The 19,649-nt window shown below is 73.0% G+C and carries 17 protein-coding genes; 6 read left to right on the forward strand and 11 right to left on the reverse strand.

Features of this window, described 5'->3' with window-relative positions; all coding sequences use genetic code 11:
- Positions 1-48: 48 nt before the first annotated feature.
- On the reverse strand, positions 49-921 hold the full coding sequence (locus tag FHX44_RS02885) for an NAD(P)-dependent oxidoreductase (RefSeq protein WP_212612303.1): 873 nt from the start codon (positions 919-921) through the stop codon (positions 49-51).
- A gap of 102 nt (positions 922-1,023) precedes the next feature.
- Here FHX44_RS02885 and FHX44_RS02890 point away from each other — a divergent pair, with 102 nt between their 5' ends.
- On the forward strand, positions 1,024-1,803 hold the full coding sequence (locus FHX44_RS02890) for a phosphotransferase (protein ID WP_212612304.1): 780 nt from the start codon (positions 1,024-1,026) through the stop codon (positions 1,801-1,803).
- A 23-nt stretch (positions 1,804-1,826) separates the two neighbouring features.
- Here the strand turns inward: FHX44_RS02890 and FHX44_RS02895 are convergent, their stop codons facing one another.
- From FHX44_RS02895 to FHX44_RS02930, 8 genes are all read right to left on the reverse strand, one after another.
- Positions 1,827-2,867 (reverse strand): NAD(P)-dependent oxidoreductase, encoded by a 1,041-nt coding sequence (locus FHX44_RS02895; RefSeq protein ID WP_147254033.1) that lies wholly within the window; start codon positions 2,865-2,867, stop codon positions 1,827-1,829.
- A complete protein-coding gene (locus FHX44_RS02900; protein ID WP_147254034.1) occupies positions 2,864-3,976 on the reverse strand; it encodes an ABC transporter ATP-binding protein in 1,113 nt (370 codons plus the stop codon). Before FHX44_RS02900 ends, FHX44_RS02895 begins: the two co-directional genes overlap by 4 nt.
- A complete protein-coding gene (locus FHX44_RS02905; RefSeq protein ID WP_147254035.1) occupies positions 3,973-5,079 on the reverse strand; it encodes an ABC transporter ATP-binding protein in 1,107 nt (368 codons plus the stop codon). The genes FHX44_RS02900 and FHX44_RS02905 overlap by 4 nt, the downstream gene beginning before the upstream one ends.
- A 163-nt stretch (positions 5,080-5,242) precedes the next feature.
- Entirely contained in the window at positions 5,243-6,112 is an 870-nt protein-coding gene (locus tag FHX44_RS02910; RefSeq protein ID WP_147254036.1) for a carbohydrate ABC transporter permease, read from the reverse strand.
- 163 nt (positions 6,113-6,275) lie between these two features.
- Positions 6,276-7,214, reverse strand: a complete 939-nt coding sequence (locus FHX44_RS02915; protein ID WP_147254037.1) for a carbohydrate ABC transporter permease — start codon at positions 7,212-7,214, stop codon at positions 6,276-6,278.
- A gap of 12 nt (positions 7,215-7,226) precedes the next feature.
- Positions 7,227-8,663 carry an extracellular solute-binding protein gene (locus tag FHX44_RS02920; RefSeq protein WP_147254038.1) on the reverse strand — a complete coding sequence of 479 codons (1,437 nt, stop codon included), beginning with the start codon at positions 8,661-8,663 and terminating at the stop codon, positions 7,227-7,229.
- Positions 8,660-9,325, reverse strand: a complete 666-nt coding sequence (locus tag FHX44_RS02925) for a histidine phosphatase family protein (RefSeq protein ID WP_147254039.1) — start codon at positions 9,323-9,325, stop codon at positions 8,660-8,662. The genes FHX44_RS02920 and FHX44_RS02925 overlap by 4 nt, the downstream gene beginning before the upstream one ends.
- Positions 9,322-10,863 carry an FGGY-family carbohydrate kinase gene (locus FHX44_RS02930; protein ID WP_147254040.1) on the reverse strand — a complete coding sequence of 514 codons (1,542 nt, stop codon included), beginning with the start codon at positions 10,861-10,863 and terminating at the stop codon, positions 9,322-9,324. The genes FHX44_RS02925 and FHX44_RS02930 overlap by 4 nt, the downstream gene beginning before the upstream one ends.
- Before the next feature lie 259 nt (positions 10,864-11,122).
- Between FHX44_RS02930 and FHX44_RS02935 the strand changes: the two genes are divergently transcribed.
- From FHX44_RS02935 to FHX44_RS02950, 4 genes are read left to right on the forward strand one after another with little or no spacing between them, the layout of a single operon-like run.
- Complete coding sequence (locus FHX44_RS02935; RefSeq protein ID WP_246170176.1) at positions 11,123-11,947, forward strand: DeoR/GlpR family DNA-binding transcription regulator; 825 nt, start codon at positions 11,123-11,125, stop codon at positions 11,945-11,947.
- A gap of 30 nt (positions 11,948-11,977) precedes the next feature.
- Positions 11,978-12,625, forward strand: a complete 648-nt coding sequence (locus tag FHX44_RS02940; RefSeq protein WP_147254042.1) for a class II aldolase/adducin family protein — start codon at positions 11,978-11,980, stop codon at positions 12,623-12,625.
- Positions 12,622-14,094 carry an FGGY-family carbohydrate kinase gene (locus FHX44_RS02945; protein ID WP_147254043.1) on the forward strand — a complete coding sequence of 491 codons (1,473 nt, stop codon included), beginning with the start codon at positions 12,622-12,624 and terminating at the stop codon, positions 14,092-14,094. The genes FHX44_RS02940 and FHX44_RS02945 overlap by 4 nt, the downstream gene beginning before the upstream one ends.
- Positions 14,091-15,788: a glycerol-3-phosphate dehydrogenase/oxidase gene (locus tag FHX44_RS02950; RefSeq protein ID WP_147254044.1), complete on the forward strand. Its 1,698-nt coding sequence runs from the start codon at positions 14,091-14,093 to the stop codon at positions 15,786-15,788. The genes FHX44_RS02945 and FHX44_RS02950 overlap by 4 nt, the downstream gene beginning before the upstream one ends.
- Before the next feature lie 95 nt (positions 15,789-15,883).
- Here the strand turns inward: FHX44_RS02950 and FHX44_RS02955 are convergent, their stop codons facing one another.
- The gene (locus FHX44_RS02955; protein ID WP_147254045.1) at positions 15,884-16,603 is read right to left on the reverse strand and encodes an SDR family NAD(P)-dependent oxidoreductase; all 720 of its coding nucleotides are present in this window, start codon (positions 16,601-16,603) and stop codon (positions 15,884-15,886) included.
- 71 nt (positions 16,604-16,674) lie between these two features.
- On the opposite strand from FHX44_RS02955, the gene FHX44_RS02960 reads away from it, so the two are divergent.
- Complete coding sequence (locus tag FHX44_RS02960) at positions 16,675-17,295, forward strand: maleylpyruvate isomerase family mycothiol-dependent enzyme (protein WP_147254046.1); 621 nt, start codon at positions 16,675-16,677, stop codon at positions 17,293-17,295.
- Positions 17,296-17,428: 133 nt separating this feature from the next.
- Here FHX44_RS02960 and FHX44_RS02965 read toward each other — a convergent pair whose 3' ends face one another.
- Complete coding sequence (locus FHX44_RS02965; RefSeq protein ID WP_147254047.1) at positions 17,429-19,495, reverse strand: tyrosinase family protein; 2,067 nt, start codon at positions 19,493-19,495, stop codon at positions 17,429-17,431.
- Positions 19,496-19,649: the final 154 nt, after the last annotated feature.

The following is a 19,649-nucleotide window of genomic DNA, read 5'->3' on the forward strand; positions in this document are numbered from 1 at the left end:
CGCCGCATCGTAACAGCACTTATATAAGTGCTGTTATGTCCGGTCCGATCAGCTCGACGACGGTTTCCGGATCACCTCGACGAGGCTCGCCCACCCGTCCCGCCCGTGGCCACGCGCGATCGCCCGGTCGTAGAGCGACTTGACGGCGTCCGGCAGCGCCGTGTCGAGGCCTGCACTGCGGTTGGCGCCGACCACGTGATCGGCGGTGGCGCCCATCATGAGCACGTTCGCGAGCTCGCCCGGGTAGCGGCCCTCGTCGGCGGCGCGGGCCGCGTCGGGCAGGAGGACGGCGACGTCCTCGCCCGGGGCCGCGCGGCTCAGGAACTCCTGCGCCGGGATCCCGGCAGCGGTGAACATCGCGAACGACTGCAGGTACGCGGCCAGCGTCGTGAGGAACACCTGCAGCTGGGCCTGGTAGTGCAGCTGCGCGAGGCCGTGGTCGGCCCCCAGGTACTCGGGACGCCCGATCACGGCGAGCGTCGCCTCGTGGGCGTCGAACGCCTCCCGAGAGCCGCTGTAGAGCACGGACGCGCCGTCGGTGCCGACGACGTCCGCCGAGGCCAGCGCCCCGCCTGCCACGAGCTGCGCACCGCGGTCGGCGAGCCATGCCGCCGCCGCGCGCGTGGCGTCCGGGGTGTCCGAGCTGAGGTTGACCACGACGCGCCCCGCGATGGCGTCCCCCGTCGCGCCGAGGATGTCGTACATCGCCTGGTAGTCGGTGAGGCTGAGCACCACCAGCTCGCTCGCCGCCACCGCCTCCGCCGCCGTCGCCGCCCGCATTGCCCCGGCCGCCACCAGCTCGTCCGCCCGCCCCGGCGTCCGGTTCCACACCGTCGTCGGCCGGCTTGCCGCCAGGAACGCGCGTGCCATCGCCCGGCCCATCGGGCCCATCCCGATCACCGTCACCCCATCCGTGTTCATGCCCACCAGGCTCGTCGCGTGCGCGCACGGTTCTCGCACGGAAAGCCTGCGTTCCACCAACCCGGGTGCGGGATCGGAGGCCGATCGGCGACGCTGGCAGGCGTGCTCGAGGAGATCCCGCTCGCCGGGGGCAACGTCAGCGTGGGCGTCGTTCGGGTCGGCGACACCGTGCGCAGGCCGGCCGGGCCGTGGACGCCCGCCGTGCACGCGCTGCTGGCGCACCTGCACGCGGTCGGCTTCCGCGCGGCGCCACGCCCGCTCGGGCTCGACGAGCAGGGCCGCGAGGTGCTCGGGTTCGCGCCGGGCACCACCGTGTGGCCGGACCGGTTCGCCGAGGTCGGGCCGCCCGCCCGGCTTGCGCGGGTCGGCCGGATGATCCGCGAGTTCCACGACGCGGTCGCCGGCTTCACCCCGCCGCCGGGCGCGGTGTGGCGGGTCGTCATCCCGCCCGAGGACGACGGCGGCGGCGAGATCATCGCCCACCACGACCTGGCGCCGTGGAACCTCGTGACCGACGGCGACACCTGGACGTTCATCGACTGGGACGGCGCGGGCCCCGGCTCACGGCTGTGGGACCTCGCCTACGCGGTGAAGGCCTTCGTGCCGCTCTCGGCGGACCCGGCGCGGCGTCGCACCGACGCCGCGGCCCGCGCGCGTGTGCTCGCCGACGCCTACGGGCTCGACGAGGAGCAGCGCCTGCGCCTGGCGCCCATGCTCGCCCGCCGCGCCGGGGCCATGCGCGACCTGCTGGCCGCGGGCCACACGAACGGCGTGCAGCCATGGGCCCGCCTCTGGGACGAGGGCCACGGTGAGACCTGGAGCCAGGACACCGAGTACATCGCACGACGGGAGCAGGAGTGGCTGACCGCCCTCACGAACTGAGCAGCGCCAAAGCTCCACAACGCTCAGGACGACGCCAACAGCTCCGGGTTCGCGCAGGTCGTCGGGCGGCCGCCCGCCAGCACCGCCGCCACCTCCTTCGCGATGCGCGCCGCCGACTCCTCCGCGACCTGGCGGGACGCGCCCGCCAGATGCGGGGTGGCGAACACCTCGGGACGCCGCGGCAGCGGGTCGTCCGGTGCGGGCGGTTCGGGGTCGAACACGTCCAGCACGGCGGCGCGCAGGTGCCCGGACGCCAGCGCAGCGTCGAGGGCCCGGGTGTCGACCAGTTCCCCGCGGGCGGTGTTGACCAGCACCGAGCCCGGGCGCATCGCGGCGAGCGCGGTGGCGTCGATCATCTGCTTCGTCTCGGGGGTGAGCCGGGCGTGCAGGCTGACGACGTCGCTCGCGCCCAGCAGCTCCGGCAGGTCCACCAGCCGGACGCCCACCCGCTCGGCGTCCTCCGCGGACGCGTACGGGTCGTGCGCGAGCACCCGGGAGCCGAAGCCGCGCAGCAGCTCGGCGACCCGCAGCCCGACCGCACCCAGCCCGACGAGCCCGACGGTGGCCGCGCGCAGCTCCAGACCGGTGCGCTCGTAGCGGAAGCCCGCGGCGTCCCAGCGCCCGGCCGCGAGCCCCGCGGCGGCGGCCGGGAGGCCGCGCATCGCGCAGATCATCGTGCCGACGCAGAACTCGGCCACCGCGCCCAGGTTGCGCCCCGGCAGGTACGCGACGAGCACGCCTGCGGCCGTCGCGGCCGGCACGTCGACGTTCACGGGCCCGCCCCGGGTCACGCCGACCACCCGCAGGCTCCCCCGCCCGGCGTCGAGGACCTCGGCCGTGAGCGGGGCGAGGTGCGTGACCAACGCGTCGGCCCCGCGCACCAGTTCGGCGAGCCGGGCGGGGTCGCCCGCCGCCTCCCGCACGCCGTCCATGGAGCCGAACGGCTCGGTGGGCCACGCCGAGTCGATCCGCCGGAACTCCCCCTCGACGCCCGCATCGGCGAGCGCGCGCGCGAGCAGATCGGCGGAGATGAACTCGTCGCCGGCACACACCACCACACTCATCGAACCCGCTCCCCCGTGGCCGGGTCGAAGACGTGCACGCGCTCCGGTGGAGCCGCGATCGTGATCGGGTCGCCCGCCCGCAGCGGGTGTCCCGGCTCCACCTGCGCGACGACCCGGGTATCGATCCCGGGCAGCTCCACGGTGGCCAGCCCGAACTCGAGCAGGTCCTCGAACACCAGCACGGTCCCCTCCAGGCCTGGGCCGTCGGTCGGATGGCAGTCCTGCGGGCGCAGGCCGACCAGCACGTCGCGGCCGTCGGGAACGTGCACCGACGTCGCCATCCCGCCGACTCCGCCGACGCGGACGCCGCTCCCGGTCCCGACGCCGGGCAGCAGGGTGATCGACGGCTCCCCGACGAAGTCGGCGACGAACCGGTCGGCCGGTGCGTCGAAGACCTCGTCCGGAGTGCCGAACTGCTTGATCACGCCGGCGTCCATCACGGCCATCCGGTCGGCGAGGCTGAGCGCCTCCAGCTGGTCGTGGGTGACGACGATCGTGGTGTAGCCGAACTCGCGCTGCAGCACCTTCAGCTCCCGGCGCACCCGCTGGCGCTGCCCGGCGTCCAGGTGCGAGAGCGGCTCGTCGAGCAGCAGCACCGGCGGGTTGCGCACCAGCGCGCGGGCGAGCGCAACCCGCTGCTTCTGGCCGCTGGACAGGTTGGCAGGCCGCATGTCGAGCAGCTCGGTCATCTCGAGGCGCTCGGCGATCGCGTCCACGCGGGCGATCGCATCGCGCGCCCGCCGCGCCTTCAACCCGTACGCCAGGTTCTCCCGCACGGTCAGCGGCGGGTAGAGCGCGTAGCTCTCGAACCCGACGCCGACGTTGCGCTTGCCCGGCGGCAGGTCGCCCACGGAACGGTCGCCGATCACGATCCGCCCGGACGTCACGGTCTCCAGCCCGGCGATCATCCGCAGCGTGGTCGTCTTCCCGCACCCGGACGGGCCGAGCAGGGCCACCAGCTCGCCCGGCTCGATGTCCAGGTCGATGCCCTTCACGGCCTCGAACGGCTCGCGGCCCCGGGCGGTGTAGGTCTTGCGCAACGACTCCAGCCGCAGGCGCTGTGCCGTTGCGTTCTGAGCGGTGCCGTTGGTCGTTGCAGCGGTGGTCATCGAGCCCCTCCGGTGAGCGCACCCTCGGGCCGCCGGGCGGCGCCCAGCCGGGCTCCCTCGGCCGAGAAGACGTGCACGCGATCCCAGTCGACGGCGAGGGCGACGTCGCCACCCTCGTGCACGCGGTGGTCGGAGGTGACGGTGATGACCTGCACCCCGGCCACGTCCACCGACAGCTCGACCGACCGCCCCAGCCGCTCGGCCAGCACGACCTTCCCGTTCAGCACGAGCCGGTCGGCGGGCGCAGGCCCGTCGACGATCTCGAGGTCCCGGGGCCGGATCCCGACCTTGACCGGGCCGTCGGATGCCGGCGCCCCGACCGCGAAGGCCTTCCCGACCCGGGCCTGGCCCGCGTCCACCTCGGCGTCGAGGAGGTTCATCTCCGGCTGGCCGAGCGCGCGGGCGACGAAGGTGTCCACCGGCTCCGTCCAGACCTGCGCGGGCGTCCCGACCTGCACCAGCCTGCCCTCGCGAAGCACCCCGATCCGGTCGCCCAGCGCCAGTGCCTCCTGGTAGTCGTGCGTGACGTAGAGCGTGGTGGTGCCCGAGAGCTCGCCGAGCTGCTTGAGCTCCGCGCGCATGGCGGCCCGCAGCTTGGCATCCAGGTGCGAGAGCGGCTCGTCGAGCAGGTAGACCTCGGCGGGGCGCACCAGCACCCGGCCCAGGGCGGTGCGCTGGCGCTGCCCGTTGGACAACTCGCGCGGGAAGCGCTTCAGCAGGTGGTCGATGCCGAGGGTCATCGTGACCTGCTTGATCCGCTCGGCCTGCTCCTGCGGCGTCCAGGTGCCGTTGCGGCCCGAGCGCAGCGGGGAGGCCAGGTTCTCCTCCACCGTCTTCTGCGGGTAGAGCGCGTAGCTCTCGAACGCCATCGCGACGCCGCGGTCGTACGGCTCGACGCCGGTCATGTCGCGGCCCGCGATGCGCACCTCGCCCTCGACCTGGTCGACGAGCCCGGCCACGCTCTTGAGCGTGGTGGTCTTGCCGGCCCCGGACGGCCCGAGGATCACGAAGAACTCGCCGTCGGCGAGGTCGAGGTCGATCCCGTGCAGGGCGGTCGTCTTGCCGTAATGCGCCGTCAGGCCCTTCACCGAGAGGGTGCCCATTAGTGTCCTCCACCGGGAGTCCGGTGCGTGTGTCGGCGGATCCAGGTTTCTGCTGGGTGTGCCGGCGGGCCGGCCTCGTACCGGGCGTACTCGGACGGTTCGCCGGTACGCCCAGCAGGAAGCTGGGCCGTCGAGATGCGCGCCGGACTCCCGGTGGGGGGCACTAGGACTTCACCGCCCCGAACGACAGCCCGCGCACCAGGTAGCGCTGGATCGACAGCGCCACCAGCAGCGGCGGCAGCGCGGCGATCAGCGCGGCCGCGGCCGTCAGGTTGTAGTAGGCCTGGCCGCCACCACCCAGGAACCGGGTGACGGCCACCGTCACCGGTGTGTGCTGGCTCCCGGTGAGGATCAGCGGGAACACGTAGTTGTTCCACGCGAAGATGAACGCGAGCAGCGCGGCCGCCGCGATCCCCGGCCGCACCAGCGGCAGCGCGACCATCACGAACGCGCGCCGCCGGGTGTAGCCGTCCAGCAGGGCTGCCTGCTCCAGCTCGGCCGGCATGTCCTGGAAGTAGGAGCGCAGGATCCAGACGATCAGCGGCATCGTGACCAGCTGCAGCACCCAGATCATGCCGACGTTCGTGTCGAACAGGCCGATCTGGTTGTAGATCACGAACAGCGGGACGATCACCATCAGCTCGGGCGCGAACCGGAACGACAGGATCGTGAACATCACGTCGTTCGAGCCGCGGTACTGCCAGCGCCCCGCCGCGTAGGCGGCCGGGATGCCGATCACGAGCGAGACGATCACGGCGCCGACGCAATTGATCACGCTCGTGAGGATCGCGTCGGTGAAGTTCACGCTGGTCAGCCGCTCACCCTCCTCCGAGAGCACGGTGGCGAAGTTCTCCAGCGTCGGGGTGAACGCGAAGTAGGTGCTGATCTGCTCCGCGTTGGTCTTGAGCGCGAGCAGCACCATCCAGACCAGCGGGAACAGCGAGAACACGAACCACACAAGCAGCGCCGCGTCGGCACCGATCGACGCGGGCGAGAACCGCCGCTCGCCCGGCCCCAGCTCCCTCGAAGCCATTAGTGCCCCCCACCGGAGGTCCCGCACATATCTCGACGGCCCAGCTTCCCGCTGGCCGCACCGGCGAACCGGCCGAGTATGTCCAATACGAGTCCGGCCCGCCGGCACACCCAGCGGAAACCTGGATCCGTCGATATACGCACTGGACCTCCGGTGGGGGGCACTACTCCTCCGATCCTGCGGCGCGCCGCTGGGCCTTGCCCAGCACGCTCACCAGGTAGCGGGCGGTCACGAAGACGATCACCCAGAGCAGGAACATGTACGTGCTGCCCTGCGAGTACTGCAGCTGGATGATCGAGTTCTGGTACGCGCCGATCTGCAGCGTGCGCGTGGCGTCGCCCGGTCCGCCCGCCGTCAGCACGAACACGTGGTCGAAGATCTTCAGGCAGTCCATGAACCGGAAGATCACCGCCACCAGGATGTAGGGCCACATCATCGGCAGCATCAGCCGGCGGAACATGTAGAACCAGCTCGCGCCGTCCACCGCCGACGCCTCGAACGGCTCCTTCGGCAGCGACCGGATCCCGGCCAGCACGAGGATCGCCACGAACGGCGTGTAGATCCAGACGTCGACGAGGATCACCGACCAGATCGCCGTGCTCTCGCCGAGCCAGTCGAACGTCGAACCGAGACCCAGCACGTAGTTCAGGACGCCGTACTGGGGGTTGAACATCAGGCCCCAGATCACGCCCGCGATCACCGGCGCGATCATCAGCGGCAGGATCAGCACCCGCTCGAAGACCCGTCCGACCAGGGTCGACCGGTTGAGCAGCAGCGCGATCCCGATACCCAGCACCGTCTCGACCACGGTGGCGACCACGGCGTAGTGCAGCGTGACCCGCACGCTCGTCCAGAACGCCGGGTCGGACAGGATCTCGGCGAAGTTCTGCAGCCCGATGAACACCGGCCGCCGCACCACCGCCGCGTAGTTGAGGAACGCGTAGTAGGCGCCGAGCACGAACGGGTACAGGATCCCGACGATGATCAGAACCGCGGGGATCGACAGCACGTACGGCCGAAGCCCGCGCCGCCAGGCCGGCACCGGCCGTGGCTCGCGCTGCACGGCCGGTGCCGGGGTCCTCGGTGGGGCGGTGGTGGTCACGAAGGCCCTCCGTCAGCTCGCACGGTTCACCGCCGTCGTGTTGGCCGCCGCCAGCGCGTCGAGGCGCGTCTTCGCGTCCTGGCCCGCGTAGATGTCCTGCAGCGCCACCGCCCACTCCTCGGTGGTCTCGAAGAACTGGGTCTGCGGGGTGAACTTGATGTCGGTGGAGCCGATGACCTTCTCGAAGGTCTCCTGGTAGCCCGGGAAGTTGCCGAGCGTCTGCTTGAACGCACCGTCGAAGACCGACTTGCGGGTGGGGTCGGCGAACCCGGCCTGCCCGGTCTGCACGGCCTTGGTCTGGGCCTCCTTGCCGGTGGCCCACTGGATGAACAGCCACGCGGCGAGCTTCTTCTCCGACGCCGAGTTCATGGCGAGCGACCAGGTCCAGAGGTTGGTGCCGTAGTTGCCGTCCGGGCCGGCGGGGCCGGGGTGCCACGCGAGGTTCCCGGCCTGGGCGCTGTTGCCCGCGATGTTCTGCGGGTACGTGGCCGAGTCGGCGTCGTACACCATCATCGCGGTGCCCGCGCCCAGGTCGCCCGTGCAGTCGGGGTACTCGTAGTTGGTCCACGAGGTCGGGCCTGCCGAGCGGGCGAGCTCCACCCACTTGCGCGTGAAGTCGACGGCCTCCGGCGAGTTCATGGTGGCCTGGAGCTGGTCGCCCTGCTTCTCGTAGTCCTTGCACCCCTCGCGGGTGAACTGGGTCATGAAGCCGGGGTGGATGGTGGCCCACGACCGGGACCCGCGGAACGCGATGCCGTACTTGTTGTTGGCCCGGTCGGTGAGGTCGGTGGCGAGCTGCATGAGGTCGTCGAAGGTCTCGGCGGGCCGGATGCCGCGGCGGTCGAACTCGGTCTTGTTGTAGCAGAGGACGTTGGTCTCGAAGCCCCACGGGATCGCCCACTGGCCGCCGGTGCCGAGCGGGCTGCCGACCTGGAAGTCCCACGAGGTGGACCGGCGCAGGCCCTCGTAGATGTCCTCGAAGTCGTAGTCCGGGTTGGTGGCGGAGCTGTTCTGGAGCCAGGGCTTCAGGTCCTCCATCCACCCGGGAGGCCCGTAGGTCCAGATGAAGTACGCGCCGGTCATGAAGGCGTCGTAGTTGCCGGCACCACTCGCGAGCTCGGTGTTGAGGCGCGTGAAGTAGTCGGCCTCGGCCACCAGGTCGGCCTTCACCGTGATGCCGGTGAGCTCGGTGAACTCGGCCAGAAGCGGCTGGAACGCCACCTGGTAGGGGTGCGGCGTCTGCAGCACCGAGATCTCGGTGCCCTCGGCCTTGCGCCAGTCGAAGCCGCCCGTGACCTCGGCAGCACCGTTGTCGGTGGCGGGGCCGCCCCCGCCGGTGCCGAGGCCGCACGCGGCGAGCAGCGACGACGCGCCGACGGCTGCGCCGCCGACGCCGAACATGCGCAGCAGGTCACGTCGGTTGGGGGTCCAGAGCTCGCGGCGGGTCATGCGGTCCTCCCTGCGGTCGGGGCCGGCTCGTCTGCGGTGACGGCCGGAGAGGTGGGGACGTTGAGAGCCAGCAGTGCCGGCGGCCGATCGGGTTCGGCGGGCACACGCAGGCGGGTTGCGGCGGCGTTCTCCAGCCGCGGGAGCACGGCGCGGTAGCGCGCGAGCGGGATACCCAGCCACGTGCACAGCGCCAGGCGCAGGAGCGTGTTGTGCGCGACCACGAGCACGGACCGGCCGCGGTGGCGGGCGGCGACGTCACGCAGGGCGCCGACCGCACGCTCGGCGGCCGCAGCGGGCGACTCGGCGCCGGGGAACGGGTTGGCGACCGGGTCGGCGACGAACGCCTCGGCGGCGTCGGGATGGCTCACCCGCAGCTCCGCGAGCGTGCGGCCTTCGGCGATGCCGAAGTCGACCTCCCGCAGGTCGGCGACCACCTCGGGCTCGAGCCCGAGCGCGGCGGCCACCGGTTCGGCGGTGGCCACCGCGCGCGGCACCGGGGAGCAGACCAGGACGTCGAAGTGCTGGTTGGCGGCCCACCGGGCGAGCGCGACGGCCTGCGCGCGCCCGGTCTCGTCCAGGGCGACGTCACTGACGCCGGCATAGCGGTTCTCGGTGTGCCAGACGGTCCGCCCGTGCCGGACGAGGGTGAGCTCGGTGCTCATGAGGCGCCCCCGCCGGCGGTCTCGGAGTTCAGCAAAGCCACATTGCCGTCCTGCACGGCCCTGAATGTGGCTTTGCTGAACTCCGGCTCGAGCCATCCCCGATCGTGGAGCGCATCGACCAGGCGGCCGTAGCCGTCGGTCAGCTCGTCCGCCCGGGACGGATCCGGTTCGAACCTCCGTCGCATCCGCACCATCTCGGCGGCGGTGGCCGCGAGCCGCCCGGGCGGCGCCGCGGCGAGCACGGCCGAGCCGATCGCCGAGCCCGCGTGTTCCGGGACCGCGACCGGGCGCTGCAGCACGTCCGCGCGCAGCTGCGTCCACCAGTCGTTGCGGCTGGCCCCGCCGGTGGCGGTCACCGGGCCGGAGACGTCGGCGCCGAGCGCGGCGAGCACGTCGAAGGCCAGCCGCTCGACGTACGCGACCCCGTGCGCCACGCGCTGGAACCGGGCGACCGGATCCGGGTCGGCGGGCCCGCCGACGTCGAACCCCTCCGCGCCGTCCGCGACGAACGGGAACCGCTCCCCCCGACCGGCCAGGGGGTACGTCGCACCCGCGGGCACCCCTCGCTCCCGCGCGCGCTCGGTCAGCGCGTCGAGGTCGGCGCCGGGGAGATCGCTCGCGAGAACGCCCGCGCCCGTGCTGGACGCACCGCCGGGCAGCCAGCCGCCGTCCGGGTTCCGGTGGCAGTACACGGCGCCGGACGGGTCGTGCAGCAGATCGCGCGTCGACCCCTTCAGCACCAGCGTGGTGCCCAGCGCGGAGCACCACTGACCGGGAGCCAGCGCGGCCGTGGCCACCTGCGCGGCGCACCCGTCGGTCATGCCGGCGACGATCGGCGTGCCGGCCGGGATGCCCGACTCCTCGGCGCCTGCGGCCGCGACCACGGCGACCCGCTCCCCCGGTGCCACGACCGGCGGCAGCACGGCCGGGTCGATGCCGAGGCGGTCCAGCACCGCCGTCGGCCATGCGTCGCCGAGCAGGTCGTACCCGGTCTTGAGCGCGTGGCTCCAGTCGGTGGGCAGCGGGTGACCCGCCAGCCGCGCGCCGATGTGGTCGGCCTGGTGCGCGAGCCGGTGCCCGGCGGGCACGGCGTCGCGAGCCACGAGCCACGCCACCTTCGGCAGCGCCCAGCTCGCCTGCATCCGGTACCCGAGCGCGGTCCACAGCTCGGCGCCCTCGTCCTGCACGCGGGCGGCCTCCGCGGCGGCCCGCCGGTCGTCGTACATGAGGGCGGGCCCGGCGGCGTGCCCCTGCGCGTCCTGGACGACGAGGGTGCCGGAGGTCGAGTCGATGCTCACGCCGCCGACCGGCCGCTCGCCCCGACCGGCGAGCGCGGCGCGGGTCGCGATGCAGGTGGCCCGCCACCAGTCGGCGGGGTCCTGCTCGTGCCGCTCACCGGCGCGAACGTCGCTCTCCAGGGGTGCCGACCCGCTGCCGAGCACGGCGCCCGCACCGTCGACGAGCACGGCGCGCACGCCCTGCGTGCCGAGGTCGATCCCCACCCAGAGCGGGGAGTCGACGGGCGCGGGATCGGGCACCGGTGCTCCTTCGTTCGACGCTGCCGTAGCGACTGTTGTGGTTACCAGCCACAGCGCTGTGCGCGGCGACACAGTAAGACGGCACTCTTCTCACGTCAACACGTTGTTGTCACACTGCGATCCGTGAAGTCCTGACCCACCTCGATCGGCTTCCTCTCGAACTTCACATCGAAAGCAGCGTTGTTCACATCGAAGCTTGACGGATCCGGCTCGGCACGCTGTGATGCCAGTCGCAGCAGACCGGCGAAGGAGGCGAGCGGTGACAGAGCGGGAGGTGGACGCCACCGGGCCCGTCCCGGACGCGCCCCGGACGCTCGGACCCGAGGGCCGCCAGGCCCGGATCACCGAACTCGTGCTCAGCACCGGCTCGGTGTCGGCCCAGGAGCTCGCGGAGACCTTCGGCGTCTCGGTCATGACGATCCATCGCGACCTCGACGAACTGCAGCGCCAGGGCGTGCTCCGCAAGGCCCGCGGCATCGCGACCGCCCAGCCCAGCGGCACCTTCGAGTCGAACGTCGAGTACCGGGCGAAGGCCAACGTGGAGGCCAAGCGGCTCATCGCGCAGCACGCCTGCCGCCACGTCGAGCCCGGGATGTCGGTGCTCCTCGACGACTCCACCACCGCGCTGCAGATGCTCCCCCACCTCGCCGCGCTCGCCCCGCTCACGGTGGCGACCAACTACCTCGCCGCGCTCGTCGAGCTGGCCAGGGTGCGTGACGTGCAGGTCGTGGCCCTCGGCGGGCACTACGACGTGCAGCACGACTCGTTCCTCGGGTCCACGTGCGTGGACGCGGTGCAGTCCATGCGCTTCGACGCCGCGTTCGTCAGCACGTCCGCCGTGAGCGACGGCTACGCCTTCCACCAGGAGGACAAGATCGTCGCGGTGAAGCGCGCGATGGTGGACGTCGCCACGCGCAGCCACCTGCTGATCGACCACACCAAGCTCACCCGCAGCGCCCTGCACCGGCTGCTGCCCCTGCACCGGTTCACGACCGTCGTCGTCGACGCCGGCGTCTCTCCCCGCGACCTGGCCGCGCTGCGCGAGAACGACGTGCTCGTCGAGGTCGCGGGGCGCACCGACTGACCCGCCGATCGATACCCGAGAGGATCGCCCATGCTCCTGCACGACGAACGCGTCCAGCTGGTGGAGTACTGCCGCCGGATGCAGGCCGACGCCCTCACCGTCGGCACCTCGGGCAACCTGTCGATCCGCTCGGGGGACCACATCGCGATCACCCCGAGCGGCGCGGCCTACGAGCACCTCACCCCCGAGTCGATCTGCGTGATCGACCTGGACGGCAACAGCCTCGAGGACGGTCTCGAACCGTCGTCGGAGGTGCCGATGCACACCTCGGTCTACAAGAGCACCGACGCCAGGGCGGTCGTGCACACCCACCCGCTGTATGCGAGCACGCTGTCCGCGGTGGTCGACGAGCTGCCCGCCGTGCACTACATGGTGGCGCTCCTCGGCGGGCCGGTGCGCGTCGCGCCGTACGCGACGTTCGGCAGCCCGGAGCTCGCGGAGAACAGCATCAAGGCGATGGAGGGCCGCTTCGGCGCCATCCTGCAGAACCACGGGGCCACCACCTACGGCGACAGCATCGCGAAGGCCTACACCCGCAGCGTCTACCTGGAGTGGGTCTGCCAGATGTACTACCAGGCCAAGCTGCTCGGGCAGCCGAACATCCTGCCCGATGACGAGATCGCCCGCGTCGCGGAGAAGCTGACCACCTACGGGCAGACGGTGCCGGACAAGTCATGACGCGCACCTGGCTCGGCATCGACGCCGGGACGTCCGTCGTGAAGGCCGCCCTCTTCGACGACGAGGGCGAGGCACTGGCGGTCGCGGGCCGGCCCCTCGAACTCGTCCACGCCGCCGACGACGGGGTGGAGCAGGACCTCGACGCGATCGTCGCGGCGATCGGCGACGTCACGCGTGAGGTGTCGGCCGGGCAGACCCCGCACGTCGTCGCGATCACCGGGCAGGGCGACGGCTGCTGGGTCACCGACGAGGCCGGCCGGGCGGTGCGGCCCGCGCTCTCGTGGCTGGACGGCCGGGCGGGCGGGATCCTCGGGCGGTGGAACGCCGAGGGGGTGACCGAGCGGGTGTTCCGCGTCAACGGCACCACGGTCTTCCCCGGCGCGCCCGGGCCGTTGCTCGCGTGGCTCGACGAGCACGAGCCCGACGTACTCGACCGGGCCACCACGGCGGGGGCCTGCAAGGACGCCGTGTTCACCCGGCTCACCGGCGAGCGCGCCACCGACCCGAGCGACAGCTCCATGCCCTTCGGCGACGGCACCGGCATCGGCTACAGCGACACCGCGCTCGAGGCCATGGGGCTGACCCATCGGCGCGATCTCCTCGCGCCGATCACCGTGCCGGTCCCCCGGGGCGAGCTCTCCGACGCGGGTGCCGCGTTGCTCGGGCTGCCCGCGGGCACGCCCATCAGCTCGGGCCCCTTCGACTTCCCGGCGTGCGCGCGCGGCGGCGGCCTCCGCGCGATCGGCGACGCGCTGCTGATCGTCGGCACCACGCTCGGCTGCATGGTCCACGTCGATCGGCTCGCGACGGAGGGCGACCCGGCCGGGTTCTCCGTGGCGACGGGCGAGCCGGGCCGCTGGCTGCGGGCGATGCCCGCGATGGTCGGTACGGCGTCGATGGACTGGATGCTCCAGACCCTCGGCCTCGGCGTCGACGCGATCGACGCCGCCCTCGCGACCAGCGCTCCCGGCGCGGGCGGCGTGGAGGTGCTGCCCTACTTCGCCACGTCCGGGGAGCGGGCGCCGTTCGTCGACCCGCACGCGTCCGGGCAGGTCACCGGCGTTCGGCTGACCACCACCCGGGACGACCTGCTCCGCGCGGTCTGCGAGGGGCTCGCCTATGCGGCCCGCCACTGCTTCGACGCGGCCGGTGGGGCCACGCGGATCGTCGCGTGCGGCGGCGGCACCCGGTCCCGGCCGTGGCTGCAGGTGTTCGCCGACGTGCTCGGCGTGCCCCTCGAGCTCGCCCGCACCCCGGAGGTCGGGGCTCGTGGCGCCGTGCTCGCGGCGGCCGCCGCCCGGGGCGAGGACCTCGACGTGGAGACCTGGACCGCCCCCGAGGACGTCGTGGAACCCGATCCCGCCCGGCATGCGTTCTACGCCGACGGCTACGCCCGCTACCTCGACCACGTGAAGGCGGCGCGGCCGTTCTGGGCCACCCGGCAGGCATCGGCGGCGGTGGCGCGATGACCGGCGACCTCTCCCCCGCCGGCCGGGAGGCCGCGCTCGCCGCGGCGAAGGCGGGAGGCTTCGACGTCGCGGTGGTCGGCGGCGGCGTCACCGGTGCCGGGGTCGCCCTCGACGCGGCCGCGCGCGGCCTGTCGGTCGTGCTGCTCGAGGCCGGTGACCTGGCGTCGGGCACGTCGTCCCGGTCGGGCAAGACCGTGCACGGCGGGCTGCGCTACCTCGAGCAGCTCAACTTCGCGCTCGTCGCGGAGGCGTTGCACGAGCGCGACCTGATGGTCCGCACCCTCGCGCCGCACCTCGTCACGCCCGAGCCGTTCCTGTTCCCGCTGACGAAGCGGTGGGAGCGGCCCTACATCGGTGCCGGCGTGCTGCTCTACGACCTGATGGCGGCCGCCGGACGCACCGGAGGACGCGGTGGCGTGCCGCACCACCGCCATCTGACCCGGCGCGGCGCGCTGCGCGAGGCGCCCGGCCTCGACCCGCGGGTCGTCACCGGGGCGCTGCAGTACTACGACGGCCGCATGGACGACGCCCGGCACACGCTCGCCGTCGCCCGCACCGCCGCGAGGCACGGCGCGGTGGTGCTCAGCCACGCGCCCGTCGTGGGCGTGCTGCGCGACGGCCCCCGGGTCGCCGGTGTCTCGGTCGAGGACACCCAGACCGGTAGCCGGTTCGACATCACGGCATCGATGATCGTCAACGCGGCCGGGGTGTGGGCGGCCGAGATCCAGGCGATGGCCGGCCCGCCGACGTTCGCGGTGCGACCGGCCAAGGGCGTGCACCTGCTGGTGGAGCGGGGCGCGTTCGACTCGCGGACGGGCATCCTCGCCCGCGCCGAGGACTCGGTGATCATCCTGCGGAAGTGGTTCGGGCACTGGCTGCTCGGCACCACCGACACCGCGTACGACGGGGACCGCCGCGCGCCGACCGTCGAGCGGGAGGACGTCGACTACCTGCTGCGCAACGTCAACCGGTACCTCGCCCGCCCGCTCTCCCGCGACGACGTGCTCGGCACGTTCGCCGGGCTGCGCCCGCTCCTCGCGCCGGTCGCGCGCGATGCCGCCACGACGTCGGCGCTCTCCCGCGACCACACCGTGATCGAGGAACCGGCAGGGATGGTCACGGTCGTCGGGGGCAAGTACACGACGTACCGGCGGATGGCGCGCGACGCCGTCGACGCCGCCGGGCGGGTCCTCGGTGGCGGCCTTCCCCCCTCCCCGACCGCGAACCTCCCGCTCGTCGGTGCCGCCGGGTGGCAGGCCGTGAGCAACCGGGTGGCGCGGCTCGCCGCGGACCACGGCGTGCCCGAGGACCACGTCCGCCGGATGCTGCACCGCTACGGCGACGAGCTGCCGGACGTCCTCGCGCCGATCCGCACCGACCCCGCGCTGGGCCGCCCGCTCCCCGGGGCCGACGGCTACCTGCCGGTGGAGTTCCAGCGGGCCGTCTCGCACGAGGGCGCGCTCACGCTCGTCGACGTGCTGCACCGCCGCACCCACCTGGCGATCGAACGCACGGACGCCGGGCTGCCCGCGGCCTCGGCCGTCGCCGCGCTGCTCGCCCCGCTGCTCGGCTGGGACGACGACCGGCAGGCCCGTGAGGTGGCCGCCTACCGGGCGGAGGTGGAGCGCGACCGGGCGGGCCTGGCGACCGCGCCGTCGAGCGGTGGAGCGAACGGCATGATCGCCGGCTCCTAGGTCGATCTTCGATCGCGGCCATCCGCCCTTGATCGTCGCCGGTGCGTGCGGCACGACCACGCCACCGGCGGGTGGCGGCACCCGCTCGCTCCGCTTCAGCCCCGAGCGCGGTCCGGGAGCACCACGATCCGGCCGGCCGCGGCGTCGTCACGCACGAGCTCCACGACGACGTCGGCCACCTCGTCCATCGGCACGGGGATCGGCGCCGCGGCCCGCGCTGCCGGGGTCATCGCGGCGAGTTCCGCGGCGGCGCGCTCCGTCGCGATCCAGCCCGGCACCACGCCGTTCACCCGGGCACCCGGCCACGTGCCCGCGGCGGTGGTGAACCGGATCAGGCCGGCTTTCGCCGCGGCGTACTCCGGGGACCGGTGGGCCTCGGCGTCGACGCCGGCGACGGAGGCGACGTTGACCACCGCGCCGCCGCCGGAGGTGCGCATCGGCGCCAGCGCGAGCTGGGTGGCGCGCATCGCGCTGGTCAGGTTGAGCTCCAGCTTCGCGGCCCACACGGCAGCGGGTGCGTCGGGGAAGTGCGGGCCGATGTGCCCGCCGCCCCCTGCGTTGTTGATCAGAACGTGGAGGCCGCCGAACCGGTCGACCGCGGCGGCGACCATCGCCGACAGGTCGCCGTCCGAACGCACGTCGACCGGCACGAACACCGCCGTGGGTCCGATCAGCTCCGCCGTGCGCGCGCCGTTCTCGGCGTCGACGTCGGCGACCACGACGGCACAGCCCTCCGCGCCGAGCCGTCTGGCGAGGGCACGGCCGATCCCCACCGCTGCGCCCGTGACGACCGCGACCTTCCCCGTCAGCTCCATCCGCCCATGCTGGGCCGAGCCACCGACACATCGATCAGGACCAGGACGCCGGCAAGTAAGGTGCGCCGTCGATGACCTTGATGCACCTCGCGCGCGCCGAGCGGGCCGACCTCCTCGAATTCCTCAGCGGCCTGACCCCGCAGCAGTGGGACGCGCCCACGCTGTGCGAGGGCTGGCGGGTTCGCGACGTGGTCGCCCACATGATCAGCTACGAGGTACTGCGCGGGCGGGAGATCTTCCGCCGGCTCGCCCGGGGTCGGTTCCGACTCGCGCGGACCAACGCCCTCGGCGTGGCCGAGATGCGCGAGGCCGGCCCGGACGAACTGCTCGCCCTGCTGGAACAGCGCCTGGAACCGAGCGGCCTCACCACCGGCTTCGGTTGCCGCGTCGCGCTGCTCGACGCGGTGATCCACCAGCAGGACGTCCGCCGCCCCCTCGGCGCCCCGCGCACCATCCCGCCGGAGCGGCTGCTCCCCGCCCTTTCGTTCGCCCGCTTCGCCCCACCGATCGGGGCGTTCTGGCGTGCCCGCGGGCTGCGGCTGGTCGCGACGGATCTCGGCTGGTCGTCCGGACGCGGACCCGAGGTGCACGGACCGGGCGAGGCCTTGCTGATGGCGATCGCAGGCCGGCGCGGCGTCGTCGAGGAGCTCACCGGCCCCGGTCAACCCACGCTCGCCGCCCGCACCGCGTGATCGCACGCGCTTGCTCGATGGCCGAGTAGAGCGCGTTCAGCCGGTCCGTGCCCGCGGTCTCCATCAGCTTCGCCGCCACGGCGTCCGGTCCATCCCGCCATGCCGGGCCCGGCCCCCGACTTTCTCGGATCCCTCAGGTCTCGACGTGCCGGATGGTGAGAGACCGTCCCGCCGCGGACTGGACGCGAAGCAGCGTCGCCGCCAGGGAGTCGGCGAACGGCCTCGAGAAGGGGTAACCCATGTCGCGGGTGTCGGGGTACCGGTCGACTGCGCCGCAGAAGCTCATCGAGCCGCAGCCGCCGGAGGGGCGTACGAGGTCCCGGGAGGCATCGGTGCAGATCACCGCGAGACGGTACTCGGCACCGTCAGGTCGCCCGCGCGGGAGCAGCAATGTGTAGGGCCACCCGCAGTCGCAGTAGTCGGGATCGTTCGGGTCGCCCTCGCCCTCCAGGACCGACCCGGGGTCGGTCTCGGCCGGCTTCTTCACGACGGAGAACTCCGCGTCGGGGCGGTAGAGGACGGCACGGCCACCTGCGGGAACCTCGACGAGGAACTTGTCGAGCTCCATCCACATCGTCCGGTCGCCCGCCTCGGCGGCCGGGGCGATGAAGGAGCGCACCGTGATCGCGGTCGGCCGCGTAGCGGCGTTGCGGACCCGGACGACGAGTGCGAACGGGTCGTGGGTGAGGTGCGTGATGACCCGCCCGTCGGACAGGGTGCTGTCGGTCATGCGGGTGGTCAGCTCGTCGACCGCCTCCAGCCCGGCCGCCCCCGCGATGGGGCCGGCGGCAACCGGCGAGTCGAACACCGCACCCCCGATCGCGCTGGACAAGAGCGCGGTCGGATCGGCGCCCTCCGCGAGGCCGGCCGTCGACACCAGCACGAGATCCGGGCTGACCCACGGCTGCGGCGGGCCCGCGAGCCGATCACGCACGACGACGGGCGGTGTGTCCGACATGTCGTAGGCCGACTGGGTGTCCTGCCACGCGGTATTGATCTGGTCGACGTACTTGTGCCAGCGCCAGAAGATCGGGTCGCGGATCGCGACGACCGTGCTGATCATCACGCCTTCGCCCTGGTCGTCCGGCAGCGCGCCCAGCATGTTGTGGCCGAAGTTGTGGATTCCCGGGTACGTGGCCCGGTCGAGGCCGGTCAGGCGCGCGGCCGCCGCCTCGGTGGCCTCTCCGAGACGGTCGCTGTCGACCGCGCGCGCCGGGCCGGTGGGCCGTACCAGGTCACCGGACCCGATGGCGGCGGCCAAGGCGGCGTGCCAGGTGGTCAGCAGGTCGATGTCGCGTTGGGGGAGCTTCTCGTTCGGCCCGCGGGGCGTGAAGTCGGGCAAGTCGGGTCCGGGGTCGTAGCTCTCCGGGATGGGGGCGGCCCAGTTGCTCGGCCCGAACGCCTCGACCCGCGACCTGCCGAGCGAGAGCCGCTCCGCGTCGTACCGGGCGAGCATCTGGCTGTGCATGTAGAGGAAGAGTTCGCCCTGCCGGTCGTTGAGCCGGAACAGCGTGCGGTAGGCGATGGGGCTGAGGCCGCGCAGGACGGCCGCGAAGTCCGGCTGCGCGTTGACGAGGTCGAAGAAGGTGTCCCGGATCTCCTCCGGCGTGGCCGAGACGAGGAAGGTCGGCCAGTCGTGGGTGGCGTCCATCGCCCCGAGCAGCGCCGCGAGACCGGCCCGGTCCGCCGTGTCGGCCCAGACCAGCCAGTCGGCCGGCACCAGTCCTGCGAAGGGGTAGACCTGGTGCCAGTGCTCGTGGTGCTCGTTGGCGAAGGGGTCCTCGCGCCAGTAGTCGAGGACGTCCTCCGGAGTCGGGGTCCGCGGCTCGTCGGCGGTGCCGGCACCGCGGGACGGGGCGAACAACTGCGGGACCGCGCGGACCGTCCGCGGCTTGACCAGTCGGCGGGCGGGCCTGTGGTGCGTCACGAACATCGCCATCGCCTGCGCCACGAGCTGCGGCGGCAGATCGGTGCGCGACTCCGCCAGGTCGAGCGCGCTCTCCAGGCCGCCCTCCACCGAGTCCGACCGGGCGCTGGCGATCGCCATCTGGGCCGTGAGTGCCACCGCATCGGCGGCATCGTCCGGGTCGAACCAGTGGAACCGCGGCGGCGCCGTCGCGTCGAACGTGGCAGCCCGTCCGGAGAGGCGGTCGGTGAAGAGCGCGTTGCTGCGTTCCTGCAGCTCGGACATCGTGGGCATGCCCAACTCCCCAGTCAGCAGATCGCCGCGCGCCCCCGATCGGGTGGCGTGGACCGAAGAGGTCGGGAACGCTCCGCCTGATACCGCCGCCCCGGCGTATCACGGGACTCCCGTGCGACGTCCTGCGAATCGGCGGCTCGTCGAGGCCGCGCTC

The sequence above is a fragment of the Pseudonocardia hierapolitana genome, from assembly GCF_007994075.1.
GTDB classification, from domain to species: Bacteria; Actinomycetota; Actinomycetes; order Mycobacteriales; family Pseudonocardiaceae; genus Pseudonocardia; species Pseudonocardia hierapolitana.